Below are 20,204 nucleotides of genomic sequence, written 5' to 3'. Positions count from 1 at the left end.
CAACAATTACATGGCGCGTGATGAAATGATTAGACTATGATAGGATAACAAGCGTAAGTTTCGTGGAAGGGTTGATCAATGAACGAGCACGAGAAATCGTGGTTTTAGCATATCTTTTTTAAAAGCTTCATTTATATAAATATACAGTTACAGTTTTGGAAAGGAGCTGATGATCGTGCAGGCGATTACGATATTTTGCGGTTCTCGTCCCGGTAGAGATGAAGTATACAGTCAAGCCGCTTATGCGCTCGGACAAGAAGCAGCCAAAGCCGGGCTCCGCGTCATTTATGGTGGTGGAAGCTCCGGGTTGATGGGGGCCGTGGCAGAAGGCGCACTTGCTGAAGGCGGCAAAGTGACCGGGGTGATTCCATATTCATTAAAAGAAAAAGAACTAGCCCATGACCGTTTAACTGAACTGATTACGGTGCACACGATGCATGAACGTAAAGCGCAAATGTATGATCAAGGGGATGCGTTCATTGCACTGCCCGGCGGCATCGGTACGTTAGAAGAGTTCATGGAAATTTTAACGTGGCATGCGATCGGGGCTCATGCCAAGCCGTGCGGCATTTTAAATACGAATGGCTACTATGACCCGATGTATGATTTACTGCGGCATATGACAGAAGAAGCTTTTGTCACAAAAGAAACAGCTGATCGCATTTTACTTGAAGATGAGCCGGCAAAGCTGATTCAGCAGTTACAACATCAAGAAGGTGAACCTTATGTCTGATGCAGGGGTCCTTCGTTTTGAGCAATCGTTAAGCTGCGCCCGCTTTCTGCACCGGCCGAACCGTTTTATGCTGGTATGCCGGCTTGAAGCAACCGGGGAAGAGGTTGAAGTGCATTTACCTGATCCCGGCCGGCTGCGGGAGATCTTACAGCCTGAAACGGTTGTATGGCTCAGGTATGTGGATCAGGCGAAGCGGCGGACGAAATGGAGTGCGGTTATGGCTGAAACTGGTGGCGTGCTCGTTTCGCTGGATACGACTTACCCTAATGCGTTAATTGAAAAGTGTTTGAAAAGCGAGCTTCTTGAAGAGTTTGCTGGATGGCACTTCGCCCGGCGTGAGGCGCAGGTTGGTGGTTCGCGCTGGGATTTTTTACTTGAAAATGAACATGGGGATAAGCTTCTCCTTGAAGTGAAAAGTGTCACTATGTCGGTGGATGAAACGGCGTATTTTCCGGATGCGGTAACAGCGCGGGGGACAAAACATGTTGAAGAGTTAACAAAATGGCAAAAGACGGGCGAGTATCAAACGGCTGTTTTATTTGTGATCCAGCGTGAGGATCCGAAAGAGCTGAAGCCGGCGGTGCAGATTGATCCAGCCTTCAGCCGAGCATTAACAGAGGCGGCTGAAGGAGGGGTCAAGATTTACGCACGCACGTGCCGGCTGTCTCCAGCACAGATTGAATTAAATACCCGCGTACCTGTCGTGGTGTAAGCGCCGGCGCACCATTTTCGGGCGAGCGCGCTCCAATTCAATTAAGTGATGAGCGTATCGATGGACTCGCGTTTTTTAAAGTTGTGCAAACTGGAGACAAACTTGGTCGGATAAACTTGAATAATCCGGTTGTATTTCGTCACAGAACGGTTGTACACTTTCCGGGCAAAGCTGATGCGCTTTGCAGAATCTTCTAAGTCTTTTTTAATCTCTTGATAGCTTTCAAGGGCTGTAATTTGTGGTTGATCTTCGGCACTTTCAAGGATGTCGCGCAACACTAACGCGAGCTCGTCATTTGCCTCCATACGCTCATTGCGCGGCTCAAAAGGTGAAGTCATGACGTTCGTTTTCTCTTCGAGTTTCTCTTTCGTTTCATAAGTGATCGAAGCATAGGGCTCCATAACCCCTTCAAGTTCTTTCACCATGATTTTACGACGTTCAAACTGCCGGTGAATCAACTCCCACGCGTCTTCAACATCTGTTAAATGTTTTAATAAATAGTAGTAGCCGATAAACCAAAAAATTAAAGCGGTTAAAATGGCAATACCTAAAATAATGGGAAAGGTCAAGCTAAGTACCTCCTCAATCCATTGACGTTCCTCTATATTATGAAATCGTGAAAGCCGGCATGCTTAATAAGCAAGTCCGACCCGCATGCTTTCAAAAGCCGGGGCTTTCTCAAAAACTTCGACAGCGGCTTTGGCTGTATCCGCAGTTGTAATCGAACTACCGTTTTCCGGTAGCACGTTTTCTTCTAAGCGGTAGTTGCCGTGCGCCTCTCCGTCTGGCAAATAAGTAGGGCATAGAACGGTCCACCGTAACGAAGATGCGGCAAGCGCTTCGTAAGCGCGGGCGTGCTCTTCGGCTGCCCGGGTTGTTGAACGCCGGGATTCTGATGACTGAAAGCGGTATAAATCAGGCTCTGTGCGGGCATTTAAAATGCCGGCGGTACCGATCGTTAAGATTTTTTGTATGCCTTTTTCCTGCATCGCTTCAATAATGAGCGGCACAGCTGTTGTTAATGTATCGCTTTTATCAGTGGAAAGCGCTGAAATAACTGCGTCTGCTCCTTCTAAAGCTTGAGCGATATCTGCTTTGTTTTTAGCATCTCCTTGAATGATCTGGACGTTTTCCGGCATATCCGGCATTTCGGGGCGGGGACGGACGAGCGCCTGTACATTGTAGCCGCGCGCAGTCAATTCCTTTATGATGCCGCTTCCGGTACGACCGGTCGCTCCAAACACTGCAATCTTCACACGTAAGCCTCCTTCAGAATATTGACAAAGTACAAAACTTAAAATTCACGCACAGCTTACTTGCACCGAGCTCCGGGGGCTGTCCTTTTAAGAGGGTAAAATCGTACAATGAACGTAACCTTCACTTCAGACGGACGCTTTCCCGAGGGCTTGGCTTCAGCTAACTTGTTCGAAGGAAGGCCATTCGAACAAGTGGATCTTCAGCCTGCGCTTCATCCTCTGGGAGTCGCCGTCTTTCGTTTCGGTCACTTTTCAATTGACGGATTCTTAATCATTGCCAATGTATATTTTCGTTTTATCACTCATTAAGCCTCATGATGAAATTGATTCCGGTAGATATTACTTGATCAAAAGGATTACTATAATTCATGGCTATCAAATAACGAAAGGCTGACAAGCATCGGCGGCGACGCCTACGGGAAAAGTACGAGCCGAAAAGCCACGTCTGCATTTGTTTTTTAAAGTTTGTTTACATGCTACCTTGTAACCTTCTTTTTAAATCGTAACATAATTTGCTGGTCTTCGTAGCTGATTTCACTCGCTTTCCCTAAAATTATCTAACAATTTTAATGAAAGCGATTTCAAATTTCAGAATGGAATGATAATATAAATATAGATCAAACTTTCAACGTAGTAAAAGATATGCTCGTTTACCGAGCGTGCGCTCAGTCACCATAGAAGCTTATCAATTTTAAGGGGGAAAACACATGAATTTTGCGTTAACGAAAGAACAGCAAATGATTAAAGACATGGTGAAAGACTTTGCCCAGCAGGAAATTGCCCCAAAAGCTGAAGAAGTAGATCGCAATGAACGTTTTCCTGAAGAGACGTTTCAAAAAATGGGTGAGCTCGGTCTGCTTGGCCTGCCGTTTCCAGAATCCTACGGCGGTTCAGGGGCGGACACAGTATCATATGCGCTTGCTGTTGAAGAAGTAGGAAGAGCGTGCGGAAGTACAGGTTTAAGTTATGCAGCAGCTGTATCACTCGGAGCGAGCCCGCTTTATTATTTCGGAGATGAAAAGCAGAAAGAGCTGTATTTAAAGCCGCTCGTCACAGGTGAAGCCCTTGGCGCATTTGGCTTAACTGAACCAAACGCTGGAAGTGATGCCGGCGGCACAAAAACAAAAGCAGAAAAAAAGGATGGCCGGATTGTGATTAACGGTGAAAAGTGCTGGATCACAAACGCTGCTTATGCCAAATGCGTTATCGTGACAGCTGTTGACGGCAAAGATGACCGCGGCCGCAATAATATTTCGGCGTTTATTGTACCGACAGACACACCAGGTTTTACGATTACAAGTCCGTACGAAAAGATGGGGGTACGTGGATCCAATACGTGTGAGCTTGTGCTTGAAGATGTGGAGATTCCGGAAGATCATGTGCTCGGCGAGCCTTCAGGCGGATTTAAACAGTTTCTTTATACTCTTGATGGCGGGCGGATCTCGATTGCAGCACTTGCTGTCGGCATTGCCCAGGCCGCTTGTGAAAAAGCGCTCGCTTATGCGAAAGAGCGTAAGCAGTTTGGCCGCTCGATCTCAGAGTTTCAAGCCATTCAATTTAAATTGAGTGATATGAGCATGGAAATTGAACTGGCTCGTAACATGGTGATGAAAGCAGCCTGGCTGAAAGATCAAGGCAAGCCGTTCACGCTTGAAGCGTCTTACGCGAAACTTTATGCCTCGGAAATGGCAACGCGAGTGTGTAATGAAGCGCTGCAGGTCCACGGCGGGTACGGTTATATGCGGGAGTATGGTATCGAGCGGATGCTGCGCGACACGAAGTTGATGGAGATTGGCGAAGGCACATCTGAGATTCAGCGTATGGTTATTGCCCGCCAGCTCGGCTGTTAAATCTTAGCAAGGGGGAGATGTAAGGTGGCGCAGGTGCTTGAATATACCGTAGGAGAGCTGCTTGAGAAAACGGCTGAAGCGTATCCGAAGACTGAAGGTATGGTGTACCGGGACCTGGGGCTGCGGCAGACGTATGCCGAATTTAATCAAGCGACAGATGAGCTTGCGAAAAGTTTTATTGGTCTTGGGGTGGAAAAGGGAGAGCACGTGGCGATTTGGGCAGCCAACAAACCGGAGTGGCTGCTCAGTCAGTTCGCTACCGCCAAGGCCGGGGCTGTGCTCGTCACGGTAAACACGAATTACCGCTCAGCTGAATTAGCCTACGTTTTACAGCAGTCCGATGCTTCAACCTTAATTTTACAAAAGTCTTTGAAGGACGTTTCCTACCTTGAAGAGCTGCAAAAGATTCTGCCGGAACTACAAACGAGTGATCCTGGCAAGATCAAGAGTGAACGATTTCCGCATTTAAAGCGGGTCATTTTCATTGATGAAGAAGGAGAGCCCGGGACGTTTTCCTGGTCTGAATTTGAAGCGAAAAAAGATGAGGTAAGTGATGCTAAACTACATGAGCGAAAAGCCTCGCTGGACGCTGATGAAGTAATCAATATGCAGTACACATCCGGGACGACCGGATTTCCGAAAGGGGTTATGCTGACGCATCGAAACATTGTAAACAACGCCAGCAATATCGGAGATTGTATGAATTTACGTGCCGGTGATCGCCTTTGTATTCCCGTTCCGTTTTTTCACTGTTTCGGTTGTGTTCTTGGCACACTGGCCTGTGTAACAAAAGGTGCGACGATGATCCCGCTTGAAACGTTTGACCCTGAAGCCGTACTTGAAACGGTTGAAGCTGAACAGTGTACAGCGCTGCACGGCGTACCGACGATGTTTATTAGTGAGCTGAATCATCCTTCTTTTGATGCGTATCATTTAAGCTCGCTCCGTACGGGGATTATGGCCGGCTCAAATTGTCCGGAAGAAGTGATGAAAGCTGTGATTGAAAAGATGGGTGCTGCTGAAATTACAATCGCTTACGGTCAGACAGAGGCATCGCCTGTCATTACGCAGACACGGGTTGATGATGCGTTTCACCGCCGCGTAGAAACGGTGGGACGGGCGCTTCCGGAAGTTGAAGTGAAAATTGCCGACCGGCACACCGGAGAGCCGCTTCCGCCTGGAGAGCAGGGTGAACTGTGTACCCGCGGTTATCACGTGATGAAAGGTTATTACAAAAACGAAGAAGCAACGAGCGCTGTACTTTCAGAAGACGGGTGGCTTCATACCGGCGATTTAGCTGTGATGGATGAGGACGGATACTGCCGGATTACCGGCCGGTTAAAAGATATGATTATTCGCGGTGGTGAAAACATTTATCCACGGGAGATTGAAGAGTTTTTATATACGCACCCGAAAGTGCTTGATGTTCAAGTCGTAGGTGTTCCTGATGAAACGTACGGCGAAGAAGTTTCCGCCTGGGTGCAGTTAAAAGAAGGAGAAACAGCCACTGTCGATGAACTGAAAGCGTATTGCCGCGATCATATTTCAAAGTTTAAAGTACCGCGCTACATTGCGTTTGTTTCGGAGTACCCGATGACAGCTTCCGGCAAAGTGCAGAAGTTTAAGCTGCGCGAACAGGCAGAAGAAGCATTTCGGAATGTGGAGATATAAAAGCGTAAAGGAGGAGCGACATGTTCCAAAAAGTATTAATCGCAAACCGTGGTGAAATTGCGCGCCGGGTCATTCGTGCTTGCCGTGAGGAAGGCATTCAAAGTGTGGCCGTTTATTCAGATGCGGATGCTGAAGCGCCGCACGTACGTGAAGCGGATGCGGCAGTAAGGCTCGGCCCGGCTAATGTGAAAGAAAGTTATTTAAATGTGGACGCTGTTATTGCAGCTGCCAAAGCTGAAGGGGTGGATGCGGTTCACCCCGGCTACGGGCTGTTGAGTGAAAATGGAGCATTTGCCCGCCGCGTTCAAGCAGAAGGGATGACGTTTATCGGTCCGGCGCCGGACATTATGGAGCTTATGGGCAGTAAGCTTGAAGCAAGAAAGCAGATGAAAGCAGCCGGTGTTCCGGTGATTCCGGGCACAGAAGAAGCTGCCGCTGATGAAGATGCAGCAGCCCGGGCGGCAGCCGACATTGGTTATCCGGTCATGTTAAAAGCTTCAGCCGGCGGCGGCGGGATTGGCATGCAGCTTGTTCAAGATGAGGAGGAGCTGCGCAAAGCTTTTGCCGGTAATCAACACCGGGCTGAGCAGTTTTTCGGTGATGGCGCGATGTATGTAGAAAAAGCGTTAATCCGACCGCGGCATGTAGAGATTCAACTGCTTGCAGATGCGCACGGCAACGTCATTTATGCCGGGGAGCGGGATTGTTCCATTCAGCGCCGCAATCAAAAAGTGGTTGAAGAAGCTCCGGCACCGCACATTTCTGATGGTCTCCGGAAAAAGATGGGCGAAGCATCGGTGAAGGCAGCTGAGAAGATCGGCTACACGAATGCAGGGACTGTCGAGTTTCTCGTGGATGAACATGAAAACTTTTATTTTCTTGAGATGAACACCCGTCTGCAGGTGGAACATCCGGTGACTGAAGAAGTTACAGGCATTGATTTAGTGAGATCTCAGCTCGCTGTTGCTGCTGGTGAGGTGCTTTCTTACAGCCAAAATGACATTTCTCTCACAGGCCATGCGATTGAAGTACGCATTTACGCTGAAGATCCTGAGCGCTTTCTGCCGTCACCGGGGACGATTCAACACGTTGAGCTTCCTGAAGGTGAAGGGATCCGGCACGAATGCTGGGTGGAAAGCGGCACGAAAGTCACGCCTTATTATGATCCGATGCTTGCAAAAATGATCAGTCGGGGAGGCAGTCGTGCGGAAGCGGTGGAGCGGATGCAGACTGCGCTTAAGGCATATGAGGTGGAAGGGATAAAAACGAATATTCCGTTTTTAATCCGTGTGATGGAAAGTGAGGCTTTTCAAACAGGAGAGCTTTCGACAAGTTTTATTGAAGAATTTCAACGAGCTTCAAACAACGCGTAAGCAGGCAGTCAATACAAGCGTCTAAGTATCAAAATCATTTATAACACGGTAAAATCCGTAATTTTCAAGGAGGCAGGATGATGAGTAAAATTCAAGCATCGATGGCAGGTAACTTGTGGAAGATTGTTGTACAGGAAGGCGATCAGGTGGAGAGCGGACAGGATGTTGTCATTTTAGAGTCGATGAAAATGGAAATCCCGATCGCAGCTGAAACATCGGGCACGGTCAAAAAGCTTTTAAAAGCTGAAGGTGATTTCGTTGATGAAGGTGAAGATTTAATGGAGCTTGAATAAAAGCTGACAGGAGGGTGTGATATGACACTTCCAGCGCACGTTACTGTGAAAGAAGTTGGGCCGCGCGATGGGCTGCAAAATGATGCATCGTTTGTAGAAACTGAAGATAAAGTGGCCTGGATTGAGCAGATGATTGATGCAGGGGCTGCTTATATCGAGTGCACGTCATTTGTACATCCAAAATGGGTGCCGGCGTTAAAAGATCATCAAGAACTAATGCAGATGTTTAAACGCCGGCCGGGGGTCACTTATGCCGCCCTTGTTCCGAACATGAAAGGGCTTGAAGGCGCCCTTCGTTCCGGTGTGGATGAAGTTTCGGTCTTTATGTCGGCAAGTGAAACGCATAATCAAAAAAATATTAATAAAACGATCGCTGAAACCCATCCTGTCCTTGAAGAAGTGATCCGTGAAGCCAAGGCGGCCGGCTGCTCAGTACGTGCTTACATTTCGACCGCGTTTGCGTGCCCGTATGAAGGAACAATGGCTCCTGAAACGGTGTTGAAAGCAGTAGATCCACTTTTAGAAGCAGGAATTAATGAACTCTCAATCGGGGATACAATCGGGGCGGCGGCACCGCTTGAGGTAGATACAGCTTTAAAGCAATGGGTGCAGCATGTACCAAAAGAACAAATCGCCATGCATTTTCACGATACCCGCGGCACAGCACTTGCCAATGTGTACGCTGCTTTACAGCAGGGCGTTACCACGTTTGATGCTGCAGGTGCCGGCTTAGGCGGATGCCCTTACGCACCAGGTGCCGGCGGCAACTTAGCAACAGAGGATTTACTTTATTTTCTGCACCGGCAGGGGATCGAAACCGGGATGGATGAGGCGGCTTATCTTGAAGCAGCTGAATTTATTCTTCCTCGGACGACAAACGCCGCGCCTGGCAAAGTGCTCCTTGCCTCGCGCGGTGAAAAGGAGGCTAAGTTATGAGCTCGCTTGTACAAAAAGAAATGAGAAAAAACGGGGTTGTGCTGATCACACTTGATCGCCCGGAAGCTGCCAATGCGTTTTCCCGGGAGCTGCTTACAGACCTGGAAGAAGTACTTACAGATGTAGCACAAGATGACGATGTCCGTGTCGTCGTCATGCAGGGTGCCGGCGGTAAAGTATTTTCTGCTGGTGCTGATTTAAAAGAGCGAAAAGAAATGACCGAAGGCGAAGTAACCAATACGGTGGCCCGGATCCGCGGTATCATGGAGCAGACAGAAAAGCTGCCGCAGCCTGTCATTGCAGCGATGAACGGCAGCGCTCTCGGAGGTGGTCTTGAGCTTGCCCTAGCCTGTGATTTACGGGTTGCCCTTGGCAGCGCTTCTTACGGATTGACTGAAACGTCACTTGCGATTGTCCCCGGCGCCGGCGGAACGCAGCGCCTGCCACGGTTAATCGGCCGGGGCCGGGCGAAGGATTTAATGTTGACGGCCCGCCGCATCAATGGGTTTGAAGCTTTAAGCATCGGCTTAAGTGAATACGCTGCTGAAACTGCAGATGAAGTTGTGACAACAGCTTTATCCGTCGCTGAAAAGATCGCAGCAAACGGACCAATCGCCGTGCAAAGTGTGAAGCAGGCTGTGAACGAAGGCATGAATCAGTCGTTTGCGTCTGGGATCGAAGCGGAGTGTAAAGCGTATGACCGTGTGCTTTCTACTGAAGACCGGCTTGAAGGACTGCAGGCATTCAAAGAAAAAAGAGCACCAAACTATCTAGGAAAATAAAGGGAGGTCTTATGATGACGAATTGGCAGGAAGAACTGCAGTCACGCGTTGAAACCATTGAAAAGGGCGGAAACGAGAAGTATCATGCGCAGAACGAAGAAAAAGGAAAAATGTTTGTGCGCGAACGTCTTAAGCAGCTGTTTGATAATGATGTCCAAGTTGAAGACGGTAAGTTCGCAAACGAAATGGCAGAAGGACTGCCGGCCGATGGTGTTGTCACCGGCATGGGACGGATTCACGGTCAAAATGTTTGTTTTATGGCAAATGATTCCACGGTAAAAGCAGGTTCCTGGGGGGCACGAACCGTCGAAAAAATTATTCGTATCCAAGAACAGGCTGAGAACTTAGGACTGCCGATGCTTTATTTGGTGGATTCGGCCGGGGCACGTATCACAGATCAAGTGGAAATGTTTCCAAACCGGCGTGGTGCCGGGCGCATTTTCCATAATCAAGTGAAGTTGTCAGGACAGGTCCCGCAAGTATGTTTACTTTTTGGGCCATCTGCAGCAGGGGGTGCTTATATCCCTGCATTTTGTGATATTGTTATTATGGTGGATAAAAACGCTTCCATGTATCTTGGCTCACCGCGCATGGCGGAGATGGTGATCGGCGAAAAAGTGTCGTTAGAGGAAATGGGCGGTGCAGATATGCATTGTTCCGTATCCGGCTGCGGCGATTACTTAGCAGTAGATGAGCGCGAAGCGATTCAGGCTGCCAGGACTTATCTCGGCTATTTTCCGTCCAATTATCAAGAGCGTCCGCCTGCAGGCCTTCCGGTACCGCCGGCAGAAAAAGAAAAAGCACTGCAGGATTTAATTCCTGAAAACCAAAATGCGCCGTTTAATATGCATGAGTTTATTGAGCATCTCATTGATGAAGATTCGTTTTTTGAGATGAAAAAGAAATTCGCGCCTGAAATTATTACCGGGTTTGCCCGGATGGACGGGCAGCCTGTCGGCATCGTTGCCAACCAACCGCGTGCGAAAGGCGGCGTCTTGTTTCATGATTCGGCAGATAAAGCGGCGCGTTTTATTACACTTTGCGATGCGTACGGGATTCCACTCGTCTTCTTAGCTGATATCCCAGGCTTTATGATTGGGACGAAAGTGGAGCGGGCCGGTATTATCCGGCATGGCGCGAAAATGATTGCGGCTATGTCTGAAGCAACAGTACCAAAGCTTTCAGTCATCGTCCGTAAAGCATACGGCGCCGGACTGTATGCGATGGCCGGACCGGCATTTGAACCGGACTGCTGCCTGGCGCTGCCTTCAGCGCAAATTGCAGTGATGGGGCCTGAAGCTGCGGTGAATGCAGTATATGCCAATAAAATTTCAACGCTTCCTGAAGAAGAGCGGCCGGACTTTATTCAAGAAAAACGTACAGAATATCAAGAAAATATTGATATTTACCGGCTTGCTTCAGAGTTGATTATTGATGATATTGTCGAGCCTGATCAACTGCGCGGTGAGCTGTTAACGCGTCTGGATATGTATAAAGATAAGGATGTTACCTTTTCAAAGCGTAAACATCCAGTATATCCAGTTTAGAAAACAGCAACAGGAGGTTTACACATGAGCCATGAACCGGTTTGGTTTCCAAGTGAGACGTATCAAGAAAGCACCCGTCTTTATCAGTGGATGAAAGACCTCGGCTACGGAGATTACGACACGTTTCAAGCAGACGCTGTCACTGATATTGACTGGTTTTGGCACGAAGCTGAACGCGCCCTCGGCGTGGAATGGAAAAAGCCATATGAACAGGCCGCGGACACGAGTGAAGGTTATGCGTGGCCGACGTGGTTCCGCGGTGGAGCGTTAAATGTGACAGAGACAGCGGTGGAGAAATGGGCGGCCCGGGAGGATACGAAAAACCAACCGGCGATCATTTGGGAAGCAGAAACGAATGAGACGCGCCAGTACACGTTTCAAGAACTTGAAGATGCAGTAAATGAAGCTGCAGCTGGTCTTCAAGTGCACGGCATCGAACGTGGCGATGTAGTCGCTTTGTATATGCCGATGGTGCCAGAGACGCTCGTTGCAATGCTTGCCTGCTCAAAAATCGGTGCCATTTTCACACCGTCGTTTTCCGGTTATGCGGCAGATGCGGTGCGCACGCGGCTGGATGCGGCCGGTGCGAAAATGTTGATTACGTGTGATGGTTTTACGCGCCGCGGCAAACCGGTACCGATGAAAGAAGAAGCGGACCGGGCGGTCGAAGGTGCAAAAACCGTGAAGAAAGTTGTGGTCGTTCCGCGCTTAAACCGTGATGTGACGTGGCATGAGGATCGTGATGTTGCCTGGTCGAATCTGTTTGGACACGGCCATGTGCAAGAAGCAGCAGCGATGGCGCCGGATGAAGAGATGATGCTCATTTACACATCCGGAACGACCGGGCAGCCAAAAGGTGCGGTGCACACCCACGCCGGCTTTCCAATTAAAGCCGCGTTTGATGCCGGCATTTGTATGGATGTGAAACAGCACGATCGTTTATTCTGGTACACCGATATGGGTTGGATGATGGGGCCGTTTCTCGTTTACGGTGCTTTACTAAACGGGGCTGCGGTGAAATTGTTTGACGGCTCACCGGATTACCCTGAACCGGACCGGCTTTGGGACCTTGTGGATAAGTATGAAGTCACGCACCTTGGCATTTCACCAACATTAATTCGTGCGCTAATGAAGCAGGGCAATGACTGGGTGAATCAACACAGCTTAGAAAGCTTGCGAGTGATTGGTTCGACTGGCGAGCCGTGGAACCCGGAACCGTGGTTTTGGCTGTTTCGTGAAGTGGGCGGCAGCCGGATCCCTATTTTTAATTATTCCGGTGGTACAGAAATCTCCGGCGGGATTCTCGGCAACATTTTAATTAAACCGATCGGGCCAATTACATTTAACGCTGCACTGCCTGGGATGGATGCCCGCGTTTATGATGAAGATGGTCAAGAAGTGGTCAATGATGTAGGTGAGCTCGTACTTACAAAACCGTGGGTCGGGATGACGAAAGGTTTCTGGCATGAGCCGGAGCGCTTTGAAAAAACGTACTGGTCCCGTTTTGAAAATGCATGGGTGCACGGTGACTGGGTCATTCAAGACAGCGAAGGCTACTGGACAATCACCGGACGCTCAGATGATATTTTGAATGTTGCTGGTAAGCGGTTGGGACCGTCAGAAATGGAGTCGGTGCTGGTTGAGCATCCGGCTGTCGTGGAAGCAGGTACCATCGGTGTGCCAGATGAGATGAAAGGTGAATCAGCGGTCTCGTTTGTCGTGCTGCATCCAGATTACAACCAAAGTGACGAATTGATGCAGGAGTTAATTGCTTTGTGTGGTGAGAAGCTTGGAAAGTCACTGCGGCCAAAAGCTGTGTATGCTGTGGATGATTTACCGAAAACGCGCAATGCGAAAGTCATGCGCCGGGTGATTCGTGCAGCTTATATTGGAAAAGACCCAGGTGACTTATCGTCGCTTGAAAACCCGCACACCGTTGAGGCAATTAAAAAGCTCGCACACAATTTACCGTAAATTACTAATCAGAAACTGTATAGCTTTCTCTTTGTGATACAAACTAGGATTACAAAGAGGAGGTGAAGACAGATGGCTAACAACAACAGCTCAAACCAATTGGTCGTACCTGGCGTAGAACAGGCACTTGACCAGATGAAAACTGAAGTAGCTCAAGAATTCGGCGTTCAGCTTGGTGCGGATGAAACTGCTCGCGCTAACGGCTCTGTCGGCGGTGAAATCACAAAACGCCTTGTACAGATGGCTGAACAACAAATGGGTGGTTACCAGTAAACCATCTGAAAGAAAAGGGCGGCCCGTTTAGACGGGCTGCCCTTTTTCTCATTCAGATTTGTGTGGTGCCTCTTCTCTCTTGCAGCCATCCGCATCACGCAGCTGCTGCTTCGTTTCTTCATTATGAATATAGCCGCCGCCAAGACCTTCATTCAGCATCCGGTTTTCATCTTTTTGAATGCGATCTTCACATTTTTGCTTTTGCAACAGTGTCGCCTCCTCAACGTTTTTGTATACAGGCAAGTTTCAATTAGGCGAGCCACGCAGGTGCAGCGCCTCTTAATAGCCTTGCCGAAAATGAAGGAAACAGTCGAGGAAGAAAACAGAAGTTACGGATCCGTCGGGTTGTGATCTTCGTATACGTGATACAACATTAAATCATGAATGTGCCGTTCAAGGTCAGCCCGGTCCGATTCCTTCGGTGCCGTTGTCTGCCAAGTGATTGTGCCATCTTTATAATACGTCCCCCGGTGCATTTTTCCTTGATAAAAAAAAGAGAACGACCATTCTCTGTTCAGCCAGTTGTTTTTCATTTCTTTCCATTGAAAGTGTGAAATCATAAAATCCCCTCCTCCATATCGCTGCGTTCGTGTCTTTGCTAATATGGTATCATATACGTAATATGTAAGGGCAGTAACAAATGAAGTACTTCGTGTTATAGATGAGCTTCATGGAGAAGGAGGCACAGGCTATGGAAGGGTTGCTCTGGATTGGAGCTATGGTAGGGATAGGTGCACTTATTGGTGGTGTCACAAATTCACTTGCCATTCATATGTTGTTTCGGCCGTTTCATCCGGTATATGTTGCCGGCAGGCGCCTGCCATTTACCCCCGGATTGATTCCGAAGCGCCGCAACGAGCTTGCTGAGCAAATGGGCAGGATGGTCACCGAACATTTATTAACGGCAGAGGGTGTACAAAAGCAGCTGCACGATGCTGATTTTCAAGCAAATATGAAGCGCTGGGCCCAAGAGGAAAGCCGGACACTTTTGCACCGGGAAGAATCCCTCGCTGAATTCCTTGAGACTTATACCGGATCTAAAGATATGGTCGACCAAGCTGAAGAAGCGGTACGCACAGCTGTGCAACGGCGGCTTTATATGTGGCTGCAGGCACAGCGGGCAAAACCGTTAAAGGAGTTGCTGCCGGAAGAAATTCAAAATTACAGTGAAACAAGAATTCAACAGGCGGCGTATTATATTCTCGAGCGGGCCGAAGACTACATACAGACGAAAGAAGGCGAAAAACAGCTGAAGCATTTTGTGGAAAAATTTCTCGAGGGTCGAGGATCTTTTGTCAATTTTATCGGCTCTATGGTTGGAAGCGACCGAGTTGTTGCCCGGGCACAGCCGGAAATTCTCCGCTTTCTTCAAGATGATACGTCAAAAGTATGGGTGGAAAAACGGCTGCGTGAGGAGTGGCTCCGCTTACAGCATAAGCCGGTGGCAGAACTTGAGGAGCGCCTCCCGGTGGCAGAGTTAATCGAGCAGATTGCTGAAGAAACGACAGCTGAACTACCGGTGCGTAAGTGGCTCGAGGAGCCGCTGAATACATGGGCACCCCGGTTTGAGGATGAGGTTGTAAATGTGTGGGTCCCTAAGCTGACAGATGCTGCCGGGCGTCTTTTGGCAGAACGGCTGCCGGATATTTTACAAACGCTGCATTTAGATGATGTCGTAAAAAAAGAAGTACAGACATTTGAGGTTTCGCGTATTGAAACCCTTGTATTAACGATTTCCCGGCGCGAATTTACGATGATTAAATATTTAGGTGCCTTTTTAGGTGCAGGCATAGGGCTGTTACAAGGCATCGTCGTTGTGTTTGTTATGTAATTTTATGATGTCTGCCGGGCTTTTTAAAAATTTGTTTTCATGTAAATTTCGTTAAAGGGTGATTTTTCGTCGGCGTTCGTGTTATTCTCGGTAAAGACGTTTTAAAGGAGGCCAATGCATGTCCACAAATATTCAAGAGCAAGCACAAGAGCTTGCAACCGCGCTGCGTAACAGTGAAGAGTTCCAACAGCTGAAGCAGCTGCATGAAGATGTAGAAAACGATGAAGTTGCTAAGCGTATGCTTGATAACTTCCGCGAACTACAAATGAGCCTGCAGCAAAAGCAGATGCAGGGTGAGCAGCCGAGTGAAGAAGAAATCACACAGGCGCAGAAGCAGTTTGAAATGGTGCAGCAGCACGAAACAATTTCAAAGCTTATGGAAGAAGAACAAAAAATGAGCACCATCATCGGTGACTTAAACAAAGTAATTACAGAGCCGCTTGAAGAGCTGTACGGCAGCCCTGAAGAGCAGTAAACTGTCCAAGCCTCCGCTTTATGCGGGGGTTTTTTAATGGAGAGAAAAGGAAAGCCGGCGCTTCATTTTTGTTGATGCTCTTCTTAGCCTTCAAACAACACCGGAAAGTTCTACGTTGTTTATCCACGGCATACGGTGATTGTAGCAGGATAAGCTAGAAGGGAGCATCTATATGACATACCGACTGCTTGCTGTAAGCCTAGAAGGAACGATGTTAAAACGAAATGGGAAGATCAGCCGTGCCACCCGCGAAGCGCTCACGTATGTAAAACAAAAGGGTGTTTATCCGGTAATCGTGACGCACCAATCACTTGAGGAAGCAAAAAAGGCAGCTAAAGTTGTGAAAGTTCAGCGGGAAATTGTTTGTTACAGCGGCGCTTATATTGCCGGCATTCAAGGCCAGCCATTGTTTGAGCGGCGGATGCCGACGATGATGGTGTGTGATGTTATCGCCCTGCTTGATGACCTTGAATGTCAGCTGACAGTTCAGCACGAACATTTTGCTTTAATGAACCGTGTCAATCAGCCGCAGCATATGCTCGGAAAGTGGACGATGTCTTTAGGCGAGACATTATTTTACCCTGAAACGGTTGTCGATGATTTAGCTGGACATATCGAAAAACATCAGCTCGTCCCACTCAAAGTAAAAGCTGTCTTTCCGAACGAGAAAGCACGACGCACCGGCATCGCCCGCATCGAACAAGAGATTCCTGACATTCGCATTCGTGAAAAAGATCCATTCACGCTTGAGTTTACACATGTGTTAGCTTCAAAAGCAGATGCTGTTGCGCACTTAGCCGCAGAAATCGGCGTAGAACCTCACGAAATTGTTGCGATCGGTTCGGAAGCAGGGGATGAAGAATTACTTGAAATGGCAGGCTTAGGCGTTGCGATGGGCGGCGCACCGGAAAGCATCCGCCAAGCCGCCGACTGGTTGACGCGCTCGCCAGAACAAGAAGGCTTATCTTACATGGTCAAAGAAGTTTTTCGTATGCAGATGAACATGAAAAAAACGTAATTTGAGTATAAGCCGTCTGCCGGGCGCTCTGCCAGTGTAAAACTGGCGGAGCGTCCGGATTTTTTGCGTAACTAGAGTGCGAGCAGGCGAAGTTGGAGCGCACACCACAAAAGTTGGCGTCACTTGATTAACGATGAAATAAGATCATTTGTCCGGCCCGTACAAGGCGGTGGGTTGTTTCCCACAAGCTTTCTTCGCTTAAGCGTTTCCGTCCGTGGGCGATCGCTTCTTCATCATTTTCAGCCTCAAAATCTTCGTTCAATAAAAGTTCTCCTTTTTTAGAGAAAGCTGTAAGTGCGTAGTTCATATGCACACCCTCCTTTTGACTGAATGATCATTCATATTTATATTTTAAGAAATTTCACAAGAAAAAGCAATATGGGGTCTTTTGGAAAAGTGATATTTCATGTACGATGAAAGTTATGATAGTATAAGAAATTTGTAGGAGGTGGTTAGCTTGGCTTTAACCCTTAACGAAGTGACAAAGTCTTTTGGAGGTACAGAAGCTGTACGGGGCTTAAGCTTATCCATACCAGAAGGTGAAATGTTTGGGATGCTTGGCGCAAATGGGGCTGGTAAAACAACGACATTCCGTATGATTATTGGATTACTTGATCCAAATAGTGGCTCTATTGAATGGAATAACCAACCGTTAACGTATAAAGAGAGCGGTAAAGTCGGCTATTTACCTGAGGAGCGCGGTCTTTACCCGAAACTGAAAGTGGCCGACCAGTTAATCTATCTCGGTAAGCTGCGCGGGATGAAAAAAAAGGATATTGTGCCGAAGATGAGGTACTGGTTGGAGCGGTTTCAAGCTGAAGCATATGAGCAGCAAAAAGTTGAAGAGCTTTCAAAAGGAAATCAGCAAAAAATTCAGCTCATTGCAGCAATTTTGCATGAACCTGAATTGCTCATTCTCGATGAGCCGTTCAGTGGTTTGGACCCTTTGAACGTAGAAATCTTAAAAAAAGCTGTCGTTGAACTAAAAGAGAACGGAACGACCATTATTTTTTCAAGTCATCGTATGGAGCATGTCGAAGAGATGTGTGAACACTTATGCATTCTTCATAAAGGTGAGCCTGTTGTTGGTGGGCACATTCGTGAAATTAAGCAGAATTTCGGCCGCAAATATTTAGTTATAGAGGCCGAATTTGATTGCTCGTTTATAAAAACAATGGACGGTGTACTTGCCGTTGAAGAGCGAGCGAATGGACTACGTTTAGAAATCAGGGATGAAGAAACGGCAGAGCACATCTTTGAAGCACTGCAGGGATGCGGCCGTGTTCGGCGTTTTTCACTGGAAGACCCTTCGCTAAATGATATTTTTATTGCGAAAGTGGGGGCTTCTTATGCGTGAGTTTTTGACAGTTATGGGTCATACATATATGACAAAACTAAAGTCTAAAGCTTTTATTACAACGACATTGATTACGCTTGCATTTATTTTAGTTTTTATGAATATGGACCGTATCATTTCATTATTTGACGGCGGTGATACAGCACCTGAAACGACAGAAGTTCTCGTGCTCGGTGATGAAGAAGCTGCGCAGATTTTTGAAGATCGTGCTGGTGAGAACGCTTTATTTGCGGTCACTCGTGCAGAGAGTGAGGCGGATGAAGAAGCACTCGAAGCCGAAGTCCAAGCTGGTGAAGCAGACGGTCTTCTCCATCTTGAAGTTCATGAAGAAACTTCCCTTCAGGCTGAATGGCGGGGAGAAGGTTCACTTTCTTTGCCGCAGCAGGAACAGCTTCAGCAGATCCTTTCAGATGTACAGCTGCGGTTTGGTGCAGAGTCGGCAGGTCTTGACGTCTCAGAAGTAGAAGCTTTAACTGCACCGGTTGCACTAGAAACTGTCGAACTTGGCGACAGTGGTTCAGATGAAGGGGTAAGTGAAGTAGAGCAGGGCCAGGCGATGTTTCTCGTTTATATCTTATTATTTGTCATTTATTTTTCGGTGATCTTTCTCGGTAACATGGTATCTATGGAGGTTGCGACAGAGAAATCTTCACGTGTCATGGAAATTCTAATTTCAAGCGTATCACCGGAGAAGCAGATGTTTGGCAAAATTGCAGGTGTAGCCCTGCTTGGTTTAACAAAGTTCGCTCTCATTTTTCTTCTCGGCGGCGGGAGTTTATTAACAAGCCGATCAGGTGAAGAAGAAGCAGTCGGTGTAATGGATCCGGCACAACTCTTGAATCAAGATGAAGGGGTAAGCTTGTTGTTAATCGCCTACGCCTTTTTATTCTTCATGCTCGGCTTTTTGCTGTATGCCACATTGTCGGCGATGCTCGGTTCGGTCATCAGCCGGATTGAAGATGTCGGGCAGGCGAATGGACCGATCAACATGGTTATTATTATGGCCTTTTTTATCGCGATGTTTGGTTTGAATGCGCCCGATTCAACAATTGTAACCATTACGTCGTTCATTCCGTTTTTCACGCCGATGATTATGTTTTTGCGCGTTGGCATGACAGATGTTCCGTGGTGGGAAGTAAGTTTATCAATTGCTTTGATGGCACTAACAATCATGTTTTTTGCCTGGCTTGGTGCACGAGTGTACCGCGGCGGCGTGTTAATGTACGGGAAATCGAGTGCTTTAAAGGATATCAAAAGGGCGATTCGACTCCGCTGATAAAAAGTGTGCACACCCTTGAATATTGTTGAATAACATAAGCAATGTAAAGGGGGTAGGCGATTCACATGATGAATATGCAGGATTGGTGTAAGCAGCATATCGGACAGATGGTGGTTGCACAGACGAATGATCATCAGATGCATCAAGGAATCGTTGAAGAAGTAGACGATGAATACGTGTATATGATGGTTCCTGAATGGGACCCGGAAGATTACCAGGAGATGATGATGCAGCAGAACATGCAGGGTTACGGGGGTATGCAGCATCACGGCAATATGCAGAACTACGGGGGCATGCAGCAGCCGTGGGGAAATCAGCATCCGCACATGATGGGGTATGATCCTAATCAACATCAAGACAATTACTATGGTAATCCGCATGAGCAAAATAACGAAATGCCGATGTATATGCCGAGTCAGCCACGCAGTGCAGAGATGCCGATGCAAGGTTACGGTTTAAACCCGGAAATGGATGCGCGTCAGTTTGGCGGGTTTGGACCGTGGGGTTATGGCGGCGGCTACGGAGGCTATGGTGGTTATGGCGGCTACGGTGGTTATGGAGGTTATTATCCACGTCCGCGCCCACGTCCTCGCCGCTGGCGCCGCAGTGTACTTCCGCTTGCAGCCCTTGTAGCTTTATCCGCCCTGCCGTGGTGGTAATTAATTCATCAGCCGTCCGTATATTTACGGGCGGTTTTCTCGTGTGAAGCTGCAAATGGTCTGGTGCAAGGAAATGTCTTTAACAGATCAAATGTTGGTGCGAAATTTCACCATAATCGTCGCAGGATCCTAAAGAAATTGGAGATTGCTGTTTTCATTCGTGAATTTGTGATATAAAGAAGACA

At 47.9% G+C, this 20,204-nt stretch carries 22 protein-coding genes; 17 read left to right on the top strand and 5 right to left on the bottom strand.

What is annotated here, in order from left to right; genetic code table 11:
- Positions 1-169: 169 nt before the first annotated feature.
- Both B0H94_RS08465 and sfsA read left to right on the top strand, forming a co-directional pair.
- Positions 170-733: an LOG family protein gene (locus tag B0H94_RS08465; RefSeq protein WP_427909938.1), complete on the top strand. Its 564-nt coding sequence runs from the start codon at positions 170-172 to the stop codon at positions 731-733.
- The gene (sfsA, locus tag B0H94_RS08460; protein WP_106588833.1) at positions 726-1,445 is read left to right on the top strand and encodes a DNA/RNA nuclease SfsA; all 720 of its coding nucleotides are present in this window, start codon (positions 726-728) and stop codon (positions 1,443-1,445) included. The genes B0H94_RS08465 and sfsA overlap by 8 nt, the downstream gene beginning before the upstream one ends.
- Before the next feature lie 41 nt (positions 1,446-1,486).
- Here the strand turns inward: sfsA and B0H94_RS08455 are convergent, their stop codons facing one another.
- Entirely contained in the window at positions 1,487-2,014 is a 528-nt protein-coding gene (locus B0H94_RS08455) for a LemA family protein (RefSeq protein WP_181315327.1), read from the bottom strand.
- A gap of 63 nt (positions 2,015-2,077) precedes the next feature.
- Entirely contained in the window at positions 2,078-2,701 is a 624-nt protein-coding gene (locus tag B0H94_RS08450; RefSeq protein WP_106588831.1) for an NAD(P)-dependent oxidoreductase, read from the bottom strand.
- 707 nt (positions 2,702-3,408) lie between these two features.
- On the opposite strand from B0H94_RS08450, the gene B0H94_RS08440 reads away from it, so the two are divergent.
- The 9 genes from B0H94_RS08440 to B0H94_RS08400 all read left to right on the top strand — a co-directional run bounded on the left by B0H94_RS08440 (position 3,409) and on the right by B0H94_RS08400 (position 13,400).
- Complete coding sequence (locus B0H94_RS08440; RefSeq protein ID WP_106588829.1) at positions 3,409-4,551, top strand: acyl-CoA dehydrogenase family protein; 1,143 nt, start codon at positions 3,409-3,411, stop codon at positions 4,549-4,551.
- 33 nt (positions 4,552-4,584) lie between these two features.
- Positions 4,585-6,222, top strand: coding sequence for an AMP-binding protein (locus B0H94_RS08435; RefSeq protein ID WP_106588870.1), 1,638 nt, complete (start codon positions 4,585-4,587; stop codon positions 6,220-6,222).
- Positions 6,223-6,242: 20 nt separating this feature from the next.
- Entirely contained in the window at positions 6,243-7,595 is a 1,353-nt protein-coding gene (locus B0H94_RS08430) for an acetyl-CoA carboxylase biotin carboxylase subunit (protein ID WP_106588828.1), read from the top strand.
- Positions 7,596-7,675: 80 nt separating this feature from the next.
- Positions 7,676-7,888 (top strand): acetyl-CoA carboxylase biotin carboxyl carrier protein subunit, encoded by a 213-nt coding sequence (locus B0H94_RS08425; RefSeq protein ID WP_106588827.1) that lies wholly within the window; start codon positions 7,676-7,678, stop codon positions 7,886-7,888.
- Between the two features lie 21 nt (positions 7,889-7,909).
- Positions 7,910-8,824, top strand: a complete 915-nt coding sequence (locus B0H94_RS08420; RefSeq protein WP_106588826.1) for a hydroxymethylglutaryl-CoA lyase — start codon at positions 7,910-7,912, stop codon at positions 8,822-8,824.
- A complete protein-coding gene (locus B0H94_RS08415; RefSeq protein ID WP_106588825.1) occupies positions 8,821-9,606 on the top strand; it encodes an enoyl-CoA hydratase-related protein in 786 nt (261 codons plus the stop codon). The genes B0H94_RS08420 and B0H94_RS08415 overlap by 4 nt, the downstream gene beginning before the upstream one ends.
- A 14-nt stretch (positions 9,607-9,620) precedes the next feature.
- A complete protein-coding gene (locus tag B0H94_RS08410; RefSeq protein WP_427909937.1) occupies positions 9,621-11,153 on the top strand; it encodes an acyl-CoA carboxylase subunit beta in 1,533 nt (510 codons plus the stop codon).
- 24 nt (positions 11,154-11,177) lie between these two features.
- On the top strand, positions 11,178-13,127 hold the full coding sequence (locus B0H94_RS08405) for an AMP-binding protein (protein ID WP_106588823.1): 1,950 nt from the start codon (positions 11,178-11,180) through the stop codon (positions 13,125-13,127).
- A gap of 72 nt (positions 13,128-13,199) precedes the next feature.
- On the top strand, positions 13,200-13,400 hold the full coding sequence (locus B0H94_RS08400; RefSeq protein WP_106588822.1) for an alpha/beta-type small acid-soluble spore protein: 201 nt from the start codon (positions 13,200-13,202) through the stop codon (positions 13,398-13,400).
- Positions 13,401-13,448: 48 nt separating this feature from the next.
- Here the strand turns inward: B0H94_RS08400 and B0H94_RS15175 are convergent, their stop codons facing one another.
- Both B0H94_RS15175 and B0H94_RS08395 read right to left on the bottom strand, forming a co-directional pair.
- A complete protein-coding gene (locus tag B0H94_RS15175) occupies positions 13,449-13,607 on the bottom strand; it encodes a hypothetical protein (protein ID WP_181315326.1) in 159 nt (52 codons plus the stop codon).
- Positions 13,608-13,729: 122 nt separating this feature from the next.
- Complete coding sequence (locus B0H94_RS08395; protein WP_106588821.1) at positions 13,730-13,960, bottom strand: DUF5342 family protein; 231 nt, start codon at positions 13,958-13,960, stop codon at positions 13,730-13,732.
- A gap of 131 nt (positions 13,961-14,091) precedes the next feature.
- On the opposite strand from B0H94_RS08395, the gene B0H94_RS08390 reads away from it, so the two are divergent.
- The 3 genes from B0H94_RS08390 (at position 14,092) to B0H94_RS08380 (ending at position 16,724) form a co-directional block, all read left to right on the top strand.
- Positions 14,092-15,231, top strand: a complete 1,140-nt coding sequence (locus B0H94_RS08390) for a DUF445 domain-containing protein (RefSeq protein ID WP_181315325.1) — start codon at positions 14,092-14,094, stop codon at positions 15,229-15,231.
- A gap of 118 nt (positions 15,232-15,349) precedes the next feature.
- The gene (locus B0H94_RS08385; RefSeq protein WP_106588819.1) at positions 15,350-15,706 is read left to right on the top strand and encodes a YlbF/YmcA family competence regulator; all 357 of its coding nucleotides are present in this window, start codon (positions 15,350-15,352) and stop codon (positions 15,704-15,706) included.
- A 172-nt stretch (positions 15,707-15,878) separates the two neighbouring features.
- The gene (locus B0H94_RS08380; RefSeq protein ID WP_106588818.1) at positions 15,879-16,724 is read left to right on the top strand and encodes an HAD-IIB family hydrolase; all 846 of its coding nucleotides are present in this window, start codon (positions 15,879-15,881) and stop codon (positions 16,722-16,724) included.
- Positions 16,725-16,851: 127 nt separating this feature from the next.
- Here B0H94_RS08380 and B0H94_RS08375 read toward each other — a convergent pair whose 3' ends face one another.
- The gene (locus B0H94_RS08375) at positions 16,852-17,031 is read right to left on the bottom strand and encodes a YhzD family protein (RefSeq protein ID WP_106588817.1); all 180 of its coding nucleotides are present in this window, start codon (positions 17,029-17,031) and stop codon (positions 16,852-16,854) included.
- Between the two features lie 150 nt (positions 17,032-17,181).
- Here B0H94_RS08375 and B0H94_RS08370 point away from each other — a divergent pair, with 150 nt between their 5' ends.
- The 3 genes from B0H94_RS08370 to B0H94_RS15170 all read left to right on the top strand — a co-directional run bounded on the left by B0H94_RS08370 (position 17,182) and on the right by B0H94_RS15170 (position 20,019).
- A complete protein-coding gene (locus tag B0H94_RS08370; protein WP_106588816.1) occupies positions 17,182-18,081 on the top strand; it encodes an ABC transporter ATP-binding protein in 900 nt (299 codons plus the stop codon).
- Positions 18,074-19,357 carry an ABC transporter permease gene (locus tag B0H94_RS08365; RefSeq protein ID WP_106588815.1) on the top strand — a complete coding sequence of 428 codons (1,284 nt, stop codon included), beginning with the start codon at positions 18,074-18,076 and terminating at the stop codon, positions 19,355-19,357. The genes B0H94_RS08370 and B0H94_RS08365 overlap by 8 nt, the downstream gene beginning before the upstream one ends.
- 68 nt (positions 19,358-19,425) lie before the next feature.
- Positions 19,426-20,019, top strand: a complete 594-nt coding sequence (locus B0H94_RS15170; RefSeq protein WP_181315324.1) for a hypothetical protein — start codon at positions 19,426-19,428, stop codon at positions 20,017-20,019.
- Positions 20,020-20,204 lie beyond the last annotated feature (185 nt).

The sequence above is a fragment of the Salsuginibacillus halophilus genome, assembly GCF_003014715.1.
Classification (GTDB): Bacteria; Bacillota; Bacilli; order Bacillales; family Marinococcaceae; genus Salsuginibacillus; species Salsuginibacillus halophilus.
This window is presented reverse-complemented; position numbering and strand designations above follow the sequence as displayed.

Excerpts from the sequence above, each read along its gene's own strand:
- B0H94_RS08465 (WP_427909938.1), top strand. The coding sequence starts at position 170 with ATGATCGTGCAGGCGATTACGATATTTTGCGGTTCTCGTCCCGGTAGA.
- sfsA (WP_106588833.1), top strand. The coding sequence starts at position 726 with ATGTCTGATGCAGGGGTCCTTCGTTTTGAGCAATCGTTAAGCTGCGCC.
- B0H94_RS08440 (WP_106588829.1), top strand. The coding sequence starts at position 3,409 with ATGAATTTTGCGTTAACGAAAGAACAGCAAATGATTAAAGACATGGTG.
- B0H94_RS08430 (WP_106588828.1), top strand. The coding sequence starts at position 6,243 with ATGTTCCAAAAAGTATTAATCGCAAACCGTGGTGAAATTGCGCGCCGG.
- B0H94_RS08425 (WP_106588827.1), top strand. The coding sequence starts at position 7,676 with ATGAGTAAAATTCAAGCATCGATGGCAGGTAACTTGTGGAAGATTGTT.
- B0H94_RS08420 (WP_106588826.1), top strand. The coding sequence starts at position 7,910 with ATGACACTTCCAGCGCACGTTACTGTGAAAGAAGTTGGGCCGCGCGAT.
- B0H94_RS08415 (WP_106588825.1), top strand. The coding sequence starts at position 8,821 with ATGAGCTCGCTTGTACAAAAAGAAATGAGAAAAAACGGGGTTGTGCTG.
- B0H94_RS08410 (WP_427909937.1), top strand. The coding sequence starts at position 9,621 with ATGACGAATTGGCAGGAAGAACTGCAGTCACGCGTTGAAACCATTGAA.
- B0H94_RS08405 (WP_106588823.1), top strand. The coding sequence starts at position 11,178 with ATGAGCCATGAACCGGTTTGGTTTCCAAGTGAGACGTATCAAGAAAGC.
- B0H94_RS08400 (WP_106588822.1), top strand. The coding sequence starts at position 13,200 with ATGGCTAACAACAACAGCTCAAACCAATTGGTCGTACCTGGCGTAGAA.
- B0H94_RS08395 (WP_106588821.1), bottom strand. The coding sequence starts at position 13,960 with ATGATTTCACACTTTCAATGGAAAGAAATGAAAAACAACTGGCTGAAC.
- B0H94_RS08390 (WP_181315325.1), top strand. The coding sequence starts at position 14,092 with ATGGAAGGGTTGCTCTGGATTGGAGCTATGGTAGGGATAGGTGCACTT.
- B0H94_RS08385 (WP_106588819.1), top strand. The coding sequence starts at position 15,350 with ATGTCCACAAATATTCAAGAGCAAGCACAAGAGCTTGCAACCGCGCTG.
- B0H94_RS08380 (WP_106588818.1), top strand. The coding sequence starts at position 15,879 with ATGACATACCGACTGCTTGCTGTAAGCCTAGAAGGAACGATGTTAAAA.
- B0H94_RS08375 (WP_106588817.1), bottom strand. The coding sequence starts at position 17,031 with ATGAACTACGCACTTACAGCTTTCTCTAAAAAAGGAGAACTTTTATTG.
- B0H94_RS08365 (WP_106588815.1), top strand. The coding sequence starts at position 18,074 with ATGCGTGAGTTTTTGACAGTTATGGGTCATACATATATGACAAAACTA.
- B0H94_RS15170 (WP_181315324.1), top strand. The coding sequence starts at position 19,426 with ATGATGAATATGCAGGATTGGTGTAAGCAGCATATCGGACAGATGGTG.